The 19,205-nt window shown below is 46.3% G+C and carries 17 protein-coding genes; 16 read left to right on the forward strand and 1 reads right to left on the reverse strand.

Annotation, left to right across the window (positions count from 1 at the left end):
- Positions 1-10: 10 nt before the first annotated feature.
- The 16 genes from rsmH to lpxC all read left to right on the forward strand — a co-directional run bounded on the left by rsmH (position 11) and on the right by lpxC (position 18,643).
- On the forward strand, positions 11-961 hold the full coding sequence (rsmH, locus tag ICN18_RS03500; RefSeq protein WP_216189099.1) for a 16S rRNA (cytosine(1402)-N(4))-methyltransferase RsmH: 951 nt from the start codon (positions 11-13) through the stop codon (positions 959-961).
- Complete coding sequence (gene ftsL, locus ICN18_RS03505; RefSeq protein WP_072583399.1) at positions 958-1,224, forward strand: cell division protein FtsL; 267 nt, start codon at positions 958-960, stop codon at positions 1,222-1,224. The genes rsmH and ftsL overlap by 4 nt, the downstream gene beginning before the upstream one ends.
- Complete coding sequence (locus tag ICN18_RS03510) at positions 1,221-2,993, forward strand: peptidoglycan D,D-transpeptidase FtsI family protein (protein ID WP_216189100.1); 1,773 nt, start codon at positions 1,221-1,223, stop codon at positions 2,991-2,993. The genes ftsL and ICN18_RS03510 overlap by 4 nt, the downstream gene beginning before the upstream one ends.
- Complete coding sequence (locus tag ICN18_RS03515) at positions 2,990-4,540, forward strand: UDP-N-acetylmuramoyl-L-alanyl-D-glutamate--2,6-diaminopimelate ligase (RefSeq protein ID WP_216189101.1); 1,551 nt, start codon at positions 2,990-2,992, stop codon at positions 4,538-4,540. The genes ICN18_RS03510 and ICN18_RS03515 overlap by 4 nt, the downstream gene beginning before the upstream one ends.
- Complete coding sequence (locus tag ICN18_RS03520) at positions 4,540-5,988, forward strand: UDP-N-acetylmuramoyl-tripeptide--D-alanyl-D-alanine ligase (RefSeq protein WP_216189102.1); 1,449 nt, start codon at positions 4,540-4,542, stop codon at positions 5,986-5,988. Before ICN18_RS03515 ends, ICN18_RS03520 begins: the two co-directional genes overlap by 1 nt.
- Positions 5,979-7,148 (forward strand): phospho-N-acetylmuramoyl-pentapeptide-transferase, encoded by a 1,170-nt coding sequence (mraY, locus tag ICN18_RS03525; RefSeq protein WP_216189103.1) that lies wholly within the window; start codon positions 5,979-5,981, stop codon positions 7,146-7,148. Before ICN18_RS03520 ends, mraY begins: the two co-directional genes overlap by 10 nt.
- 52 nt (positions 7,149-7,200) lie before the next feature.
- Positions 7,201-8,790, forward strand: coding sequence for a UDP-N-acetylmuramoyl-L-alanine--D-glutamate ligase (gene murD, locus ICN18_RS03530; protein ID WP_255532099.1), 1,590 nt, complete (start codon positions 7,201-7,203; stop codon positions 8,788-8,790).
- Positions 8,787-10,058 carry a putative lipid II flippase FtsW gene (gene ftsW, locus ICN18_RS03535; protein WP_216189105.1) on the forward strand — a complete coding sequence of 424 codons (1,272 nt, stop codon included), beginning with the start codon at positions 8,787-8,789 and terminating at the stop codon, positions 10,056-10,058. Before murD ends, ftsW begins: the two co-directional genes overlap by 4 nt.
- Positions 10,059-10,078: 20 nt before the next feature.
- On the forward strand, positions 10,079-11,128 hold the full coding sequence (gene murG, locus ICN18_RS03540; protein ID WP_216189459.1) for an undecaprenyldiphospho-muramoylpentapeptide beta-N-acetylglucosaminyltransferase: 1,050 nt from the start codon (positions 10,079-10,081) through the stop codon (positions 11,126-11,128).
- Positions 11,125-12,561, forward strand: a complete 1,437-nt coding sequence (murC, locus tag ICN18_RS03545; protein ID WP_216189106.1) for a UDP-N-acetylmuramate--L-alanine ligase — start codon at positions 11,125-11,127, stop codon at positions 12,559-12,561. The genes murG and murC overlap by 4 nt, the downstream gene beginning before the upstream one ends.
- The gene (locus ICN18_RS03550; protein ID WP_216189107.1) at positions 12,554-13,567 is read left to right on the forward strand and encodes a D-alanine--D-alanine ligase; all 1,014 of its coding nucleotides are present in this window, start codon (positions 12,554-12,556) and stop codon (positions 13,565-13,567) included. Before murC ends, ICN18_RS03550 begins: the two co-directional genes overlap by 8 nt.
- On the forward strand, positions 13,564-14,418 hold the full coding sequence (locus ICN18_RS03555; RefSeq protein ID WP_216189108.1) for a cell division protein FtsQ/DivIB: 855 nt from the start codon (positions 13,564-13,566) through the stop codon (positions 14,416-14,418). The genes ICN18_RS03550 and ICN18_RS03555 overlap by 4 nt, the downstream gene beginning before the upstream one ends.
- A gap of 12 nt (positions 14,419-14,430) precedes the next feature.
- A complete protein-coding gene (gene ftsA / locus ICN18_RS03560; RefSeq protein ID WP_215321364.1) occupies positions 14,431-15,660 on the forward strand; it encodes a cell division protein FtsA in 1,230 nt (409 codons plus the stop codon).
- A gap of 65 nt (positions 15,661-15,725) precedes the next feature.
- Positions 15,726-17,066 carry a cell division protein FtsZ gene (gene ftsZ / locus ICN18_RS03565; RefSeq protein ID WP_216189109.1) on the forward strand — a complete coding sequence of 447 codons (1,341 nt, stop codon included), beginning with the start codon at positions 15,726-15,728 and terminating at the stop codon, positions 17,064-17,066.
- A 112-nt stretch (positions 17,067-17,178) separates the two neighbouring features.
- Positions 17,179-17,679, forward strand: a complete 501-nt coding sequence (locus ICN18_RS03570) for a peroxiredoxin (RefSeq protein WP_216189110.1) — start codon at positions 17,179-17,181, stop codon at positions 17,677-17,679.
- A gap of 49 nt (positions 17,680-17,728) precedes the next feature.
- Positions 17,729-18,643 (forward strand): UDP-3-O-acyl-N-acetylglucosamine deacetylase, encoded by a 915-nt coding sequence (gene lpxC, locus ICN18_RS03575; RefSeq protein ID WP_216189111.1) that lies wholly within the window; start codon positions 17,729-17,731, stop codon positions 18,641-18,643.
- Positions 18,644-18,664: 21 nt separating this feature from the next.
- On the opposite strand, the gene ICN18_RS03580 is transcribed toward lpxC, so the two are convergent.
- Complete coding sequence (locus tag ICN18_RS03580) at positions 18,665-19,162, reverse strand: hypothetical protein (RefSeq protein WP_216189112.1); 498 nt, start codon at positions 19,160-19,162, stop codon at positions 18,665-18,667.
- Positions 19,163-19,205 lie beyond the last annotated feature (43 nt).

The raw sequence follows: 19,205 nt of genomic DNA on the forward strand, positions 1-19,205 counted from the left end.
ACAGGGTGCCATGAATATTACTCATCGCCCAGTGTTACTGGCCGAGGCGGTGACGGCGCTAGTTGGCGGTCCGCTGATTCAAAATCAAAATGCATCAAACAATATTTTGGTAATCGATGGAACCTTTGGGCGCGGCGGTCATACGCAGGCATTGCTCAAAGAATTGAATCCTGCTGCGCGCATGATTTCATTCGACAAGGATTTGGATGCGATTGCAGTAGCGCAAAAAATCAACGATCCACGATTAAAAATCGTGCACGACAGTTTTGCGCAGATGGATCAGTATGCAGAAGCGGAATCAGTAGATGGCATTTTGTTGGACCTAGGAATCAGTTCTCCTCAAGTAGACGAAGCACATCGGGGATTTTCTTTTCGCCGCGAAGGCCCGCTCGATATGCGCATGAATACCGATCACGGTTTGACAGCAGCGGAGTGGTTAGAGCAAGCGCCGCCGGAGGAGATCACACGCGTGATTAAGACTTACGGAGAAGAGCGCTTTGCATTCCAGATTGCGAAAGCCATCGTGGCTAAGCGCGAAGAGGGTTTGTCACCCAAAACCACTACTGAACTCGCTACTCTAGTAGCGAGCGTAGTGCGCACCCGTGAAGCGGGGCAAGATCCAGCAACTAGAACATTTCAAGCACTGCGTATTTTTATTAACCGTGAGCTAGAAGATTTGGAGCTTGGTTTAAAGGCTGCCTTGAAATTACTAAAACCTGGCGCAAGACTTGCGGTGATTAGTTTTCATTCTCTCGAAGACCGTATCGTGAAGCAGTTTATGCAAGCCCATGCAAAAGTAGAGGTGCCGCGTGGACTACCTGTGCGAGAAAAAGATTTGCCGCAAAGTGCGCTTGAGCTTATTGGTCGTGTGAAGCCAAGCGATGCCGAAGTTTCTGAAAATCCTCGTGCACGCTCAGCAATCATGCGGGTGGCTGAAAAGCGCATGGGGGTAGCAGCATGAATCGCGCCACTTTAACTTTGCTTGCATTGCTACTGATTTGCGCTTTATCGCTGGTAGCAGCTCAGCAGCGCGCGCGTAAATTATTTATTCTTCAAGAACGCGCTCAAATTGAAGAGCGCAAGCTAAATCAAGACTGGTTGCGTTTGGAATATGAGCAGCGCAATCTTTCTAAGTCTGCACGTATTCGGGATGTAGCTCGCAATCAATTGCATATGTCTCCGATTTCTCCTGAGCGCACTTTGTATTTAAAGGAGGCTAAATGAGGCCGGTTGGTTTCTCTACTACGCCGAATTTAGTATTGCGCCTGCCAATGTGGCGGTCGCGTTTGATGCTATTCCTTTTGTTCTTTGTATTCATGATGCTATTACTGCGTGCATTTTGGATTCAGGGTCCAGGCAACGCATTCTATGAAGCGAAGGGTGTGCGCGGCACTCAGCGTGAATTAGAGTTGCCCGCTAGTCGTGGAAAAATTTTGGATCGTAATGGCCAGGTGATTGCAACGAGCCTAGAGGCTAAGTCAGTTATTGCCTATAACGATACAGTCCCAGATGATTTAGCTGCTGACAAAGTTCAAAAGTTAGCAAGTTTGTTACAAATGAGCGAAGCTGACTTACGCAAGAAATTGAAAGAAGAGCGCAAGCAAATCTTCTTGAAGCGTCAAGTTGATCCAGCGGTTGCACAGCAAATTAAGCAATTAGAAATTCCTGGCATTGGCTTGAATAATGAATATCGTCGCTTCTACCCAGAAGGTGAGGCGATGGCGCACGTGGTTGGCTTTACCAACGTAAACGATAAAGGTCAAGAAGGCATGGAGCTTTCTCGTGAGACTGAGTTAGCCGGTCATCCAGGGCAAAGACGTGTGGTGGTTGATCGTTTGGGTAGGGTAGTCGAAGATGTCGCCATTTTGCAGTTACCGCAAAACGGTAAAGATCTCAATCTCTCTATCGATAGCAAGATTCAGTTCTTGGCGTACAACGCTGTGAAAGACGCAGTGGAGAAGCACCATGCCAAAGCGGGTGGTGCTGTAGTGCTTGATACGCAAACTGGCGAAATTCTGGCGTTGGCAAATTATCCAAGCTATAACCCAAATGATCGAAGGTACTTAACTGGTGAGCAATTGCGTAATCGCGTATTGACTGACACCTTTGAGCCTGGCTCAACTATCAAGCCTTTAACAATTTCAATTGCTTTGGAAAAAGGTGCAATCAAACCAGATACCAATATGGTGATTGGTGCGAGTTATCTAGTCGGGCCAAAGCCAATTACCGATACGCATCCGTATGGAAATTTAACGGTTGCACAAATTATTCAAAAATCTAGCAATATTGGTACCGCAAAGATTGCGATGAATAATCTTTCCGCTGAAGAGATGTGGGATTTCTATACTGCTGTGGGTTTAGGTCAGGCGCCCAAAATTGGATTTCCTGGAGCAGTCGCAGGTACCGTACATCCCTTTAAGAAATGGATGCCTACCGATCAAGCGCGTATTGCGTTTGGTTACGGCATTTCTGCATCGCTGTTTCAAGTAGCCCGCGCTTATACCGTTTTTGCGCGTGATGGCGAACTGGTTCCATTAACGATTGAGCGGAGTCCTGAGTTTAAGCCTGGCACTAAAGTGCTTTCGCCTAAAACAGCTATTGAAATGCGTAACATGATGGAGGCAGTAACCGAGCCTGGTGGTACTGCAGTGAAAGCGCAAACCGAAGGTTATCGTGTTGGTGGCAAAACAGGTACAGCGCACAAATTAGTCGGCAAAGGCTATGGTAATTCTTATCGCGCTTATTTTGCTGGGCTTGCTCCAATTAGTGCGCCACGTATTGTTGTTGCGGTGATGATTGATGAGCCGACCGGCGGAAGCCACTACGGCGGTGATGTTGCGGCGCCCGTATTCTCGACAATTGTTGGGGAGACGCTGCGTTCATTAAACGTCTTGCCAGACAACAAAGTAAAGCAAATGGTTTTGGAAGATAAGGATCCTCAAAGGATTCAGACTGCAAATGCACAAGCTCAGCATGTGGTTTTGAAACGATGAGGGTGGATTTGAAAATAGACACCAATCATTTGATTGACCACTTACACACACTGGCGAATTCTTCCGCAAAAGTGTGTGCGGATAGTCGCCAGATTCAGTCTGGCGATATCTTTTTTGCCTATCCAGTTGGGCATGGAAACGCCTTACGTGATGGCCGCCAATTTATAAGTGCAGCCCTACAGAGTGGCGCAGTTGCTGTGGTTTTTGATCCAGCGGAAATGGGCGTTCAATTTATAGATCACCCCCAATGTTTTGCAGTTGAAAATCTTTCTGAAAAAGCAGGTGAGCTATGTGCTCAATGGTACGACTATCCAAGTAAAGAATTAAAAATCATTGGTGTCACTGGTACCAATGGTAAAACGAGTATTACGCAGTGGCTTGCTCAAGCACTTGATTCGAGCAATCAGCGTGCTGCAGTTTTAGGCACTTTGGGAGTCGGCTTCCCGGGCGCATTGGTTCAAACGGGCTATACCACTCCAGATGCCCCCAAATTGCAGATGCAGCTGGCGCAGTTGCATAAGGCTGGAGCAAAGCATGTGGCGATGGAAGTGTCCTCGCACGCCTTACATCAAGAGCGCATCGCCGGAACTGAATTTGATTGCGCAGTGTTTACTAATCTGACGCAAGATCATTTGGATTACCACGGCACTATGGCTGACTATGCTGAGGCAAAGGCTAAGTTATTTCAGCAAGCTGGTCTTAAGCATGCAGTCATCAACCTGGATGATGCTTTTGGTCGTGAGTTGGTCATGAATTTATTGGCGAAAGAAGGTTTGCAAGTTTGGGCGTATGCATTATCGGAATCTGCATTCCAGGGCTTTGAAAAATTTGGCAACCGCTTACAACGCATTTGTGCAAAAGATATAGTGCTATCTAGTACTGGATATGACTCCACTTTTGTTTGCGAAAGTGTAGGCAGCGTTCAATTACATATTCCTTTATTGGGGGAATTTAATTTAAGCAACGCACTTGCGGTATGGGCGGTATTGCTTACTCAGGGCATAGGCATTGAAGATGCTGCTAAGAAAATCAGTCAATTGCATCCAGTACTTGGCCGTATGGAGTTAATTCCCCTTGGCAAACAGCAAAAAACAGAAGGCTTATTGGCGGTTGTAGATTACGCGCATACTCCAGACGCTTTAGAGAAAACACTACAAGCAGTGCGTCCTATAGCTGAACAACGCGGTGGAAAAGTGTGGTGTGTATTTGGTTGCGGTGGTGATCGCGATTCCAGTAAACGTGCTCTGATGGGTGCTATTGCTGAATGCAATGCCGACCATATTCTAATTACTAGCGATAATCCTCGCTCTGAAGATCCGCAACTCATTATGCAGATGATTCGTAGTGGCATGAAGGTTGACGCACAAAACGTTCAAATGATTGCCGATCGTGCTGCAGCCATCATGGCTGCAATTCGTCATGCAGATGCACGCGATATTGTTTTAGTGGCTGGTAAAGGTCATGAAACTACTCAGGAAATTAATGGCAAGAAATTTGATTTCTCTGACCAAGAGCATATTCGTTTGGCGGCTGGAGGCGGAATCTAATGCCTATCATGACAAACCTTGCGCAAGCTCAAGCAATGCTGCCAGGAAGCACATTAATCAATGCTTCTGCAGCAACCGCAAAAGAAATAGTGATTTCTCGAGTCGGTACGGACAGTCGCCAGATCGAGCGCAATGAATTATTTGTGGCATTAGTAGGCGAGCGCTTTGATGCACATGATTTTTTATCCGATGTAGCAAAAGCTGGCGCTGGCGCAGTTCTGATTAGTAATCAAGATCAATGCCCAGCAGACTTGCCCGCTATTTGTGTCTCGAATACACGTATTGGTTTAGGAAATTTAGCAAAAGCATGGCGCGCAACGCATGCAATTCCTTTGGCATTGGTTACCGGCAGTAATGGTAAGACCACCGTTAAGGAGATGATTGCTTCTATTTTTAAAGTTGCAGTAGGTGAGCAATATACCTTGGTGACTAAAGGCAATCTCAATAACGATATTGGTTTGCCGTTAACCCTTTTGAAGTTGCGCTCAACAGATCGTCTTGCGGTGGTTGAGCTTGGCATGAATCACCCAGGTGAAACTGCGCAGTTAGCTGCAATTGCGCAAGCGAATATTGCTTTAATTAACAATGCACAGCGTGAGCATCAGGAGTTTATGGCGACGGTAGCAGCGGTAGCAGAAGAGCACTCTGATGCGATTCGTGCTTTGCCAAGCGATGGTATCGCCGTGTTCCCGGCAGACTCAGAGTTTGCAGGTGTGTGGCATCAGGCAGCCGCTGGTCGTAGGGTAATCGATTTTGTGCTGTCATCAACTCAGAACAAGGCATCAGCTGCCGTGACTGGAAGTCTATTAAGTAATGGACATGTTCAAATCCAAACAGAGCAAGGAACCATTGAAGTTCAGTTAAATACCTTAGGTAGCCATAACGTACGCAATGCTCTGGCTGCAAGCGCGGTAGGAATCGCTGCAGGCATAAGTCTTGAAAAGATTAAAGAAGGTCTTGAGGCTTTCTCGCCAGTAAATGGGCGCATGCAAGCAAAGGTAATTGATTCAAATCGCACCCTAATCGATGATAGCTATAACGCTAATCCTGATTCCGTAAGAGCCGCTATTGATGCCCTAAAGCAATCTGGCAACTTATCGTGGTTGATCTTGGGTGATATGGGTGAAGTTGGCAATCAAGGCCCAGAATTTCACCGTGAGGTTGGTGCTTATGCTGCTGAGCAGGGCATCTCAAAATTATTTACTCTGGGTGAGCAATGCCGGTTTGCGCTTCAAGGATTTGATGAAGCAGATAAAGCCGACAAAACGGCATCTCAGGCAAAACATTTTGCGGACATGGATAGTCTGATTGCGCAATTAAGAGATGCATTACATGCGCAGTCTAGTGGTAGTAATCAGCATCTTAATATTTTGGTTAAAGGTTCACGATTTATGCGCATGGAGCGTGTAGTGCAGGCCTTGTTAGAGGAGGCTAAAACATGCTCTTAATGTTAGCGCAATGGTTACAAGATGACTTCGGATTCTTCCGAGTATTTAACTACATCACTTTTAGAGCGGTGATGGCAACAGTTACTGCATTGTTAATTGGTTTGGCAGCTGGGCCTTGGGTTATTCGTAAATTGGCCGCATTGAAGATGGGCCAAGCAGTTCGTACTGATGGACCACAAACCCATTTGGTGAAATCTGGCACCCCAACTATGGGCGGCGTGCTGATTTTGATTGGTATTTTCATTTCATGCATGTTGTGGGCTGATCTCAGTAATCGGTTTATTTGGATTGTGATGATCGTTACTTTTGGATTTGGTTTAGTCGGCTGGGTAGATGACTATCGAAAGGTGGTTTACAAAGATCCTAAGGGTATGGCTTCAAGAGAAAAGTTCTTTTGGCAAACCTTGATAGGTTTATTTGCGGCCATCTACCTAGCATTCTCCGTCTCTGAAGTGAATAACCTCAAAGTATTGCAATTGTTTTATGAGTGGCTGAGAAGTGGGTTTGCATTAGATCTTCCTGCAAAAACGAATTTACTGATTCCATTCATGAAAGAAGTCAGCTACCCATTGGGAATCATGGGTTTTATTATTTTGAGTTACTTAGTGATTGTTGGTAGCAGTAATGCAGTCAATCTAACCGACGGCCTTGATGGCCTAGTCATCATGCCAGTAATTCTGGTGGGCGCAGCTTTGGGTGCTTTTGCTTATGTAATGGGTAATGCCATTTACGCCAAGTACCTTCTCTTCCCTTACATCCCTGGCGCCGGTGAGTTAATGATTTTCTGCGGTGCCATGGGCGGCGCAGGACTTGCATTCCTTTGGTACAACACTCACCCAGCACAAGTATTTATGGGTGATGTGGGTGCACTCGCTTTAGGTGGTGCGCTTGGCACTATCGCCGTTATTGTTCGCCAAGAAATTGTCTTGTTTGTGATGGGTGGAATTTTTGTTGCCGAAACCGTTTCAGTCATGCTCCAAGTATTTTGGTTCAAGTTCACCAAAAAACGTTTTGGCGAAGGCCGCCGTATTTTCCGTATGGCGCCATTGCATCACCATTTTGAATTAGGTGGCTGGAAGGAGACGCAAGTAGTTGTGCGTTTCTGGATTATCACCATTCTTTTAGTCTTAATTGGCTTGTCTAGCTTGAAGTTACGGTAAACCAAAAGTAAATATGTTGATCTTAGAAAACACCTTTGCAAATTCAGCCTTTATGGCTGATGAAGGCTATCAAGCGCCATCCCGATTCCTGATATTGGGCTTAGGTGAATCTGGAGTCGCTATGGCAAAGTGGTGTCTACGTAATGGTGCGCAGGTACGTTTAGCTGACACTCGTGATCAAACAACATTTACCGAGCGTCAAAACGCTTGGCTTGAGGAGTTAAAGATTGCTGGATTAAAGGATATTTGTTTTGGTCCTTTGAGTGATGACTTGCTTAAAAATATCGATGTGATTGGTATTAGCCCAGGCCTATCGCCGCTACAAGAGCCAATGCAGTCCTTTTTGGCTAATGCTGAGCAAGCTGAAATCGATGTTTGGAGCGAGATTGAGTTTTTTGCTCGAGCCATTTCTGCTTTAGACCGTATGGCTAAAAATGAAGAGCAAGCGTCAGGCTATGCCACTGCAGTATTGGCAATAACTGGTACCAATGGCAAAACAACTACTACTGCATTAACTGGTCAACTCTGCGAACGCGCTGGCAAGAAAGTTGCTGTTGCAGGAAACATCAGCCCTGCTGCCTTAGAAAAGTTAATGAGCTGTTTAGATACGGCAGATCAAGTTGTCGATATGCCCGATGTATGGGTGTTGGAGTTATCAAGCTTCCAACTAGTCTATACACATACATTTAATGCTACAGCCGCAACCGTGCTGAATATTACTCAAGACCATCTAGATTGGCATGGCGATATGCAGGCATATGCAGATGCTAAGTCAAGAATATTTGGTGCCGATACGGTGTGCATTCTGAATCGTGATGACTCTTTGGTTATGAATTTGCTTTCTGAGGCACAAAAGGCGGAGAAGTCTATTGTGACTTTTGGCTCTAATCGCCCTGATGAGCAAGGCGCTTTTGGTATTGAGCATGATTTGCGTGCAGGTGGAATTGATTGGCTGGTGTGGGCTGAAGTGGATGAGGATGTTGAGCCTAAACCTAAGCGTCGCCGTAAGTCTGCCGCCGTTGAGGAAGATGAGCCGTTGCGACTTAAGCGTTTGATTCCAGCAGATGCCTTAAGAATCCGGGGTCGCCACAATGCATTAAACGCATTGGCGGCACTTGCACTAGCCCGTGCCGCTAATTTGCCACTGAACGCGCTCTTACATGGCTTGCGCGATTACCACGGTGAACCGCATCGCGTGCAAAGTATTGCCATTGTGAAAGACGTTGAGTATGTTGATGACAGTAAGGGTACTAATGTGGGTGCAACCGTCGCGGCATTAAATGGCCTTGGCAGCAATGAATCTGGAAAACGAATTTGGTTAATTGCTGGCGGCGAGGGCAAGGGGCAGGATTTCAGTCCATTGCGTGAGCCAGCCCTACGTTTTGTTAAAGGTGCTTTCTTAATCGGTAAAGATGGCGCTGCAATTGGTGAGGCTCTAGGTTCTGGTATTCATAGTACAAATTGTGGAGATTTGAAATCTGCTGTTCAGGCTGCAGCATCAAAAGCGATCTCTGGAGATTTGGTTTTACTTTCTCCAGCGTGTGCAAGCCTAGATCAGTTCCGAGACTATATGGAGCGCGCTCAAGTATTTGCGGCAGAAGTTGAAGAATTGGGAATGCAATTTGAAGGAGTTCAGGTATGAACTTAAAAGAAAAATTATTTCCTGAAAATCGCCTCGGACTAAATCGCTTCTGGAATTTTTCCCGTGGCGGAATTGATAACTTCCGCACTGGCTTGCGTGATGCAGTATCGGGTGTCGAACAAACCCGTTCACGCATGATGGACTACGACCAGTTACTTGTATGGGCAGTTCTCTCTCTGATGTTGATTGGTTTGGTAATGGTGTACTCCGCCTCCATTACTCTGGCTGATGGTCCTAAGTACGCTAATTACAGCAGCAACTTTTTCCTTATTCGCCATGTCATATCTTTGGTGATTGCAATTGGGGTTGGTATTTGGGCGTTCAAGATTCCGACTAAAGTTTGGGATCGCTACTCACCAGTGATTTTCGGATTTACTGTTTTATTGCTCATCGCCGTATTAATTCCTGGAGTAGGTAAGGGCGTGAATGGCGCTAAGCGCTGGATTCCGCTTGGCTTAATGAACTTCCAACCTTCCGAACTGATGAAATTTGCTGCCGTGATCTTTGCGGCGAGCTACACCGTTCAGCGCCAAGAATATCTCCACTCTTTTGTTAAGGGCATGCTGCCTATGGGCATTGCTGTTGCTCTAGTTGGTGGCTTGCTTATGGCTGAACCAGACATGGGTGCATTCGTAGTGGTTGCTTTGATTGCATTCGGCATTCTCTTTTTAGGCGGTATCAACGCTAAATTATTTGGCGGCTTGATTCTGGTTGGTTTGATGAGTGGTGCAACCATGATTGCGCTGTCTCCGTTTCGTCGCGGACGTATGTTGGCTTTTATGGACCCATGGCAAGTGGATAACGCTGCTAATAAGGGTTATCAGTTGACTCACTCACTTATGGCATTCGGTCGAGGTGAGTGGTTTGGTTTGGGTCTTGGCGGTAGTGTCGAAAAATTGCACTACTTACCAGAAGCGCACACCGACTTCATCATGGCTGTGATTGGTGAAGAGTTGGGCTTTGTTGGTGTAGTTGTCATGATCTTCTTGTTTTATTGGATCGTACGTCGTGCTTTCTTAATTGGCCGCACTGCCTTGCAGTTAGATCGTAGCTTTGCAGGTCTTGCCGCTAAAGGTGTCGCCATTTGGATTGGTTGGCAAGCCTTTATCAATATGGGCGTGAACCTCGGCCTTCTTCCAACCAAAGGCCTGACTTTGCCATTGGTGAGTTATGGCGGTTCTGGAATTTTGATGAATGCAGTTGCTGTAGCAATGTTGCTACGCATTGATTTTGAAAATCGTATTCTCATGCGTGGAGGGAAGCTTTGACAAAACCCTCAATTCTGGTGATGGCTGGCGGTACTGGTGGGCATATCTTCCCAGGGCTTGCTGTTGCCGAATATTTGCGAATTTGCGGTTGGAAGGTCTCTTGGTTGGGTAACCAAGCAGGCATGGAGTATCGCCTTGTGAAGTCTTGTGATTTTCCATTCGAGGCAGTGGAGTTTGGCGGTCTGCGCGGTAAGGGATTAAAAGCAAAGTTGATGCTACCTATCAACCTTATGCGTGCATGTGTCCAAAGCTGGAAGATTATGCGCCGTGTAAAACCTAATGTGGTTTTGGGTATGGGTGGATACATTACCTTTCCAGGCGGATTGGTGACCAAGTTCTTAAAGCGCCCATTAGTTTTGCATGAGGCAAATTCAGTTGCGGGTAGCGCTAATCGTGCCTTAAGCAAAATTGCGATGCGTACTCTTACTGGATTCCCAGATACGATGGCAAACGCAGAGTGGGTAGGCAATCCTATTCGCGAAGAGTTTGATCACATGCTTGCGCCTGCAGCTCGCTATGACCAGCGTCAAGGTCCACTTTCAATCTTGGTGGTGGGTGGAAGTCTTGGTGCGGCGGCTTTAAATGAAAATATTCCCGCTGCATTGGCATTGATCCTGGCGGAGTCGCGTCCCCAAGTGATTCATCAGGCGGGCGATAAGCATTTAGCGGATCTGCAAAAGCGGTATGCCGACGCGGGGGTAAAAGCAGATATTCGCCCGTTTATTGATGACATGCCGGTAGCGTATTCACAGGCAGATTTGGTAATTTGCCGTTCGGGCGCTATGACAGTTTCTGAAATTGCTGCTTGCGGTGTCGCTTCTTGTCTGATTCCTTTTCCTCATGCGATTGATGACCATCAGACTGCGAATGCAAAATTCTTATCAGATGCAAAAGCAGCCGTTTTATTGCCACAGCCATTTCTCAACCCACAAGATTTGGCATTGATGATTCAAAACTTCAATCGTGAAGAACTGAAAGAGATGGCATTAAGAGCGCATGCTTTAGCTAAGCCACACGCTACTCAGCGAGTGGCCGAAGTGTGCGCAGACTGTGCGGGAGTAGGTATATGAAGCATATTGTTCAGCAAATTCACTTCATCGGAATCGGTGGCGCTGGCATGAGTGGTATCGCTGAAGTACTGCTTAACTTGGGTTATCAAGTTTCTGGGTCAGATCTTGCCGATGGTGTAGTTACCAAGCGCCTTAGAGAGTTGGGTGCGGTAATTCATATTGGGCATGATCCTAAAAATATTGGCACTGCTGAAGCGGTAGTGATATCCACGGCTGTTGCCGGTAATAATCCTGAGGTCCTGGCTGCACGCGCAGCGAAGGTTCCGGTTATCCAGCGTGCAGTGATGCTGGGTGAGTTAATGCGTCTTAAGCAAGGTATTGCAATTGCTGGCACACATGGCAAAACAACAACTACTAGCTTGGTTGCATCGGTATTGGCTGAGGGCGGTCTAGATCCTACTTTTGTGATTGGCGGCAAGCTTAATTCTGCAGGCGCCAATGCGCGCTTGGGGCGTGGTGACTTTATTGTCGTTGAGGCAGATGAGTCAGATGCCTCTTTCTTACAGCTATTTCCGGCCATGGAAGTGGTAACCAATATTGATGCCGATCATATGGATACCTATCAGCACGATATGGCGCGCTTAAAGCAAGCATTTGTGCAATTCATTCAACGTATGCCATTTTATGGCGTAGCGGTACTTTGTATTGATGACGCAAATGTGCGTGACATCGTTCCATTTGTATCTCAGCCAGTACTTCGCTATGGCTTATCAGAGGATGCCGATATTCGCGCAAGCAATGTTCGTGCGGACGGTACGCAGATGCACTTCACGGTTGATCGTCGCACGGTACGCAGACACGGTAATAAGCCTGGCCCATTAAATGTCACACTAAATTTGCCTGGCTTACATAACGTGCGTAATGCTTTGGCTGCAATTGGTATAGCGACAGAGTTGGGTGTGGGTGATGAAGCCATTACCAAGGCGCTCTCTGAGTTTGGCGGTGTCGGCCGTCGCTTCCAGCGTTACGGTGAGATTTCGCTGGCATCTGGTGGTAGCTTCACCTTGATTGATGACTACGGTCACCACCCAGTAGAAATGGCGGCAACCTTAGCTGCGGCTAGAGGTGCTTATCCAGATCGCCGTCTCGTTTTGGCATTCCAACCACATCGCTTTACAAGAACACGTGATTGTTTTGGTGAGTTTGTACAGGTACTCAAAAATTTTGATGCATTGGTGTTGACCGATGTGTATCCAGCAGGCGAAGCAAAGATACCGGGAGCAGATAGCAAGAGCTTGATGAAAGCGGCTATTGCCGAGGATAAGAATTCCAAAGCTTTATTAAATACAAGCGCAGTTGCTTATGCTGCAAACGTAGCCGAGATGCCAGAAAAATTAAGTCAAGTTTTAAAAGATGGGGATGTATTAATTACGATGGGTGCAGGATCAATTTCTGCTTTGCCACATACATTGTCGGAGGCAAAGCATGTCTAAGGTGGGTGCTAATTTGAGCTCCTGGGGCGATCGCGTGAAGACTAGCTTAGCTAGCTTGGATCTCAAGTCATTAGGTCGCGTTGGTGTATTGCTAGGCGGTAAATCTGGAGAGAGGGAAATTTCCCTCATGTCAGGGAATGGCGTATTAGAGGCTTTACGTGCAAAAGGTGTTGATGCACACGCTTTCGATACAGGTTTGCGTTGTCCTACAGAATTGGCAAAAGAAAATTTCGATCGTATCTTTATTTCTTTGCACGGTCGTTTTGGTGAGGATGGAACCATTCAGGGTTTATTGGAATTATTGGGCCTGCCATATACGGGCAGTGGTGTATTGGCATCTGCTTTAGCAATCGATAAGATTGTTACCAAGCAAGTTTGGATTAGTAACGGACTTGCAACTCCTGAATATGAAGAGTTAACTGCCGATAGCGATTGGAATGCGGTCGTAAAACATTTAGGTTTGCCTTTAATAGTCAAGCCAGCCCATGAGGGTTCTTCCTTAGGTTTAACCAAGGTGAAATCAGTAGATGAGCTGCCGGCCGCCTATAAGCTTGCTGCAGGCTTGGATAAAAAAGTGATCGCAGAAACTTGCATCATTGGTGACGAATTAACCTGCCCATTAGTTGGTCAAGGTAAAACAGCTGAAGCTTTACCGGTAATTAAAATTATTCCACCACAAGCAAATTACGATTTTCATAATAAGTACTTCTCTGATGAAACTCAGTATTTATGCCCAACTGGACTTGCGCCTGAAGTCAATGCTGCCGTCCAGGAATTAGCTCTGGCTGCCTATAAAGCCTTGGGCTGCCGTACGTGGGGTCGTGCTGATGTGATGCTAGATCAAAAAACAGGCAAGCCTTATTTGCTGGAGATGAATACTTCCCCCGGTATGACATCTCACTCTTTAGTGCCAATGGCTGCAAAGGCGGCTGGTATTGAGTATGCGGACTTGGTGCTGTGGTTACTTAGTCAAACATTGCAGCAAAAAGAGGGCGCTTCTGCATGAGTAACTTCATGGATCGTTTCGGCGAAATCTTCTCGATGCTGATGGCTCCACTTTGGAATCATTCAGATCGTATGGAGAAGTTGAGTCGTTTCTTGATCCGTTGCTTTGTGGTGATGTTGGTCATCGGTATTTTGGTTTGGCTGAGTCAGCGCCCAGTATTTGCTTTGAAACAAATTCAAATTGAGCCAGTTGCTGGACAAACTTTGAAACATATTAATAAGCCTATTGTTAAGCAGCAGGTCTTGGAAACAGTGCAAGGAAATTTCTTCAGTGTTCGCCTAGAAGATGTGAAGCGTGGTTTTGAAAGCATGCCTTGGGTACGTCACGCCAATGTGCGTCGAGTTTGGCCAAATGGTCTAGTAGTCAGCATTGAAGAGCAAAAGCCTTTTGGAACATGGGGCGGTGCTGATAGCCATACCCTCATGAATACCCATGGCGAACTCTTTACTGGGCGCGTATCAGAGGTAGGCGACGATGTGCGTCTTGTGGATTTCTCTGGCCCTGCAGATGCTGGCAAGGAAGTCATGAGTCTTTTTGAAAAAGCCAATAATTGGTTTAAGCCTTGGGGGGCTGAAGTAACAAGCTTAGCCCTTACGGAGCGATATGCATGGCATGTCAGGCTTTCGAATGGCATGAAGGTTGAGTTTGGGCGTGATGAAGAAAGCTCCGATAAAAATTTAACGGAAGAGCGTGTGGCGCGTTTATTTAAATACTGGCCACAAGTACAAGAGAAGTGGGCGAATCGAGTGGATGCAGTCGATTTGCGCTATGCAAATGGTTTCGCAGTTCATCTTGCTTCTGCAAGTTTGAAAAAGAATGAAGTAGACGGCAAAAAAAGTGAGCTGAAGTAATGAGGAATGGTAATGAGTAAAGATAATCGCGATATTTTGGTTGGTTTGGATATTGGAACTTCCAAGGTTGTTGCCTTGGTTGCTGAATTAGCTCCTGATGGTCAATTCAACGTAGTTGGTGTTGGCCAAACCGCTTCCAAAGGCTTAAAGAAGGGTGTTGTAGTCAATATCGAGGCAACTGTTCAGTCTATTCAGAAGGCGCTTGAAGAGGCTGAAGTTATGGCAGATCGCCAGATCGTGCAAGTGTTTACGGGTATTGCGGGTAATCACATTGTGAGTTTTAACTCGAGCGGTATGGTGGCTATTCGCGATAAAGAGGTTGGCTCTGGAGATGTAGAGCGTGTGCTGGAGACCGCAAAAGCAATCAATATTCCAACTGATCAGCAGATTTTGCACATTCTCGTTCAAGAATTCATTATTGATGGACAAGAAGATGTACGTGAGCCAATCGGTATGAGTGGCTTACGTTTAGAGGTGAAGGTACACATTGTTACTGGCGCTGTCAGCGCCGCACAAAATATTGTGAAGTGTGTACGCCGTTGTGGTCTCGAAGTGAATGACTTGATATTGCAGCCTTTGGCCTCAAGCTTAGCGGTGTTAACCGAAGATGAAAAAGAGCTTGGCGTCGTATTGGTTGATATTGGTGGCGGGACAACCGATATCGCTATTTACTGTCAGGGCTCTATTCGGCATACCGCCGTTATTCCTATTGCAGGTGATCAAATTACCAATGACATTGCGATGGCATTGCGTACGCCAACGATTGATGCAGAGGATCTGAAGATTGCACATGGCATTGCCCGTCAAGAGATGGCCGATCCAACTGCAATGATCGATGTTCCTGGGGTTGGTGATCGTGAGCCGCGACCAATGTCTAAGCAAGCGCTAGCAGCAGTCATTGAGCCTCGTGTGGAAGAGTTATTTACTTTAGTCAGGGGTGTCGTTCGTGACTCCGGTTATGAAGATATGGTTTCTTCTGGAATCGTTTTAACGGGTGGCACCGCATTAATGCCGGGCATGGTGGAGTTGGCTGAGCAAGTCTTCTTGCGACCAGCTCGCATTGGTACGCCTGAATACCGTGGACATTTGCATGAAGTTTTGCGTAGTCCTAGATATGCCACCAGCATTGGTTTGTTGATGGAAGGTCAAGCGCAGTTATTGCGTGGCCGTCGCGTTTCTCAATCAGGCGCGTTACAGGGTGTGATCTCGCGCATGAAGGAATGGTTTGCAGGAAATTTTTAAGCAATTTTTTTAATTAAGTTTTTTTCGTCGTCGTCAACGTAGTACGTATTTACCTAGGAGGGTATATGGAATTTGAAATGTTAGATCAAGAAACAGCTGGCAAAACCATTATTAAAGTGGTTGGAGTCGGTGGCGCTGGTGGTAATGCTGTCCAGCACATGATCCGTCGTGGTGTTAACGGCGTAGAGTTTATTTGCATGAACACCGATGCTGGCGCTTTACAGCGTTCTGAGGCATCTGTGAATTTGCAACTAGGCTCTAGCGGATTAGGTGCTGGCGCTAAACCAGAAATCGGTGCAGCCTCAGCTGAGGAAGCACGTGCTCGTATTGCAGATACATTGCAAGGTGCGCATATGGTGTTCATCACCGCAGGTATGGGTGGCGGCACTGGAACTGGTGCAGCTCCAATCGTGGCTCAAGTGGCCAAGGAAATGGGCATCCTTACTGTTGGCGTAATCAGTAAGCCATTTGATTTTGAGGGCGTGAAGCGTTTGAAGGTTGCTGAGAACGGTGCGGCAGAACTCGAATCGTATGTAGATTCACTGATTGTTGTGCTCAACGAGAAACTCTTTGAAGTGATGGGTGAAGATGCTGAGTTCGACAAAGCATTTGCTTGCGCGGATGACGTGTTGCATAACGCTGTTTCTGGCATCGCAGAAATCATCAATGTTCAAGGTTTGATTAACGTTGACTTTGAGGACGTGAAGACAGTTATGGGTGAGCAAGGCAAAGCCATGATGGGAACAGCAACTGTTTCTGGTATGGATCGCGCACGCTTAGCTGCTGAAGCTGCAGTTGCTTCACCATTGCTCGAGGGTGTGGATTTGTCTGGCGCACGTGGCGTATTAGTGAATATTACTGCCAGCCGTTCATTGAAGTTATCTGAGACTCGCGAAGTCATGGCTGCAATTCGTGGCTATGCTGCCGATGATGCAACTGTGATTTTCGGTACCGTGTATGACGAGAGTCTGGGTGATGCATTGCGCGTAACTGTTGTAGCCACTGGCCTGAACAATCCGCAAGCTCGTAAAAATAACCAGCCTGAAGTAGTTTGGAGACAAGCTACTGGTACGCATGATGCAATGCCAACAATGGCAGATCTCAACAGCTTTGCTCCAGCTAGTGCATCAGCCGCTATCAGCAGAGTGAGTTTGGATTCTGCTTTAAGTACTAGCGCAGGTTTAGCAATGACAGGCGCTGGAAGTGCTCCAGTAGTTGCGGCTCAACCAGCAAGTACTGGTGTTGACTATAGTCAATATGATTTGCCACGTGTTTTTCGTAGCTCTCGTGAGGCGACTCCTGCGCCTACATTAGGTGCGGATAGCTCGCCACAGGCTAAATCCATGTTGGATAAAGGGGCTGATTACTATGAAATCCCAGCCTTTTTACGTAAGCAAGCAGATTAATTAACTGCTTAATACAATAGGTAATTGCGAAATGCCAGCGCGGCGCCCCTCCGGACGACGAATCCCGCGCTTGCGTTGGCATGCTTACTAACAATTATTTATTGGAGATGTCATGATTGCTGTTGGACAAAAATTACCGAACGCTACTCTTTATGAATTTATGAATGAAGAGAGCGAAGGCTGCTCCTTAGGGCCAAATGCTTTTGAAGTTGAAAAAATTGCAGCTGGAAAAAAGATTGTGTTGTTTGCTTTGCCTGGCGCATTTACTCCGACTTGCTCTGCAAAGCATGTGCCTGGTTATGTTGAGCACTACGATGCGATTAAAGCAAAGGGCGTTGATGAGATTTGGTGTGTTTCTGTAAATGATCCATTTGTAATGGGTGCATGGGGACGCGATCAAAAGGTTGGCAAGAAGATTCGCATGTTAGGTGATGGTAGTGCTGAATTTACCAAAAAGCTTGGCTTGGAGCTGGACTTAATTGCTCGTGGTTTTGGTGTTCGCTCAGATCGTTATGCCATGATTATTGAGGATGGTATTGTTAAATCATTAGACCGTGAAGCTCCTGGCAAATTTGAAGTCAGTGATGCCACTTCTATTCTGAAAAAGCTGTAATACGAATTTATTCAATAACTAATACCCCCCTGAATTTAGATATCCAAATATGATGAAGCAACGCACTATCGCAACTCCGGTGAAGACCGTGGGGATTGGCTTGCATTCTGGTCGTAAGGTGACGATTTCTATCAAGCCTGCACCAGTAAATTCAGGGGTTCAGTTTGTTCGGGTAGATACGCCTGAGCAGTCGGTTGTGCCTGCAACTGCTTTAGCGGTATGCGATACAAGATTGGCTTCTGTTATTCAAAAAGATGGCGTTCGTGTTTCCACAGTGGAGCATTTGCTATCAGCCTGCGCTGGACTTGGCCTTGATAATTTATTGATTGAGCTAGATGGCGAAGAAGTACCCATCATGGATGGTAGCGCGGCCTCATTTTTATTCTTAATTGAATCTGCAGGCATTGCCGAACAAGAAGCGCCACGTCAATTCGTTGTGATTAAAAAACCAGTTGAAGTTCGTGAGGGCGATAAGCTTGCGCGCTTAGAGCCATTCTTTGGTTTTAAGTTAGATTTCACAATTGATTTCAAGCATCCGGCTGTAGATAAAACTGGCCAACGCTTTGTTGTTGACTTTGCAGAGCAAGCCTACCGCAGTGAAATTGGTCGTGCACGTACTTTTGGTTTTGCGCATGAAGTAGAAGCTTTGCGTGAGATGGGTTTGGCACGCGGTGGCAGTTTAGATAATGCAATTGTTTTAGATGAGCATCGTATTTTGAATAACGAAGAGCTTCGTTATGAAGATGAATTTGTGCGCCACAAAATCTTAGATGCCATTGGCGACCTTTATCTCATTGGACATCCTATTGTTGGGGCTTATATTGCTGAGAAATCAGGTCACGCCCTCAATAACGCACTTTTACGTAAGCTTTTAGAAGATCCAAGTTCTTATGAAATTAGCTCTTTTGCTGAAAATAAGGCTCCAGGTGCGTATTCCCAGGAAAGTCAGCCCCTCTTTTTCTAAGAGGTTTTAAGAATTCTTTTGCTATCTTGGCTTGTTTTTAAGTAGTTTCTCGATTGAGGAACGCAAGCCTGAGTCTGGTCCTAGCTTCTCTAAAAGAGACTCCCAAGACTTTTTTGCAACCTCATTCAGTCCTTTTGGTTTCTCGCGGGTCTCTAAACGGGGCTTTACCTCCCAGGTTGGTGGAGCTGGTTTTACCCGTACCTTTATTGCCTTGCAAGGTAAGCCAGATTTAGCTAACTCATTGATTAAGCTAGGTAATATTTGTTGTAGACGGGTTGCGATGGTGGCGCTACCAACCAGTAAGAAGAGCTCATCCTGGGACCCAGAACGCCACCCAGCCTCTATCTTCGAGCTCAAGTGACCTAACTCGAGCTTTAACAGGGCTGAATTGATGATTGTCTTGAGTTTGGCTAGATCCTCAGTTTTGGCCAAAATCCCCCCAAGGCCATCGGATTCCCGTAGGTAATCCATCCAGTCATGGGCTGTGTGCTTGCGGGATGGTTTGGGGGAAAAGTTCATAAAAAATGGGGTTGCGGGTGATAAACTCAAGGACTTAATTTTC

The sequence above is a fragment of the Polynucleobacter parvulilacunae genome, assembly GCF_018881715.1.
GTDB classification, from domain to species: Bacteria; Pseudomonadota; Gammaproteobacteria; order Burkholderiales; family Burkholderiaceae; genus Polynucleobacter; species Polynucleobacter parvulilacunae.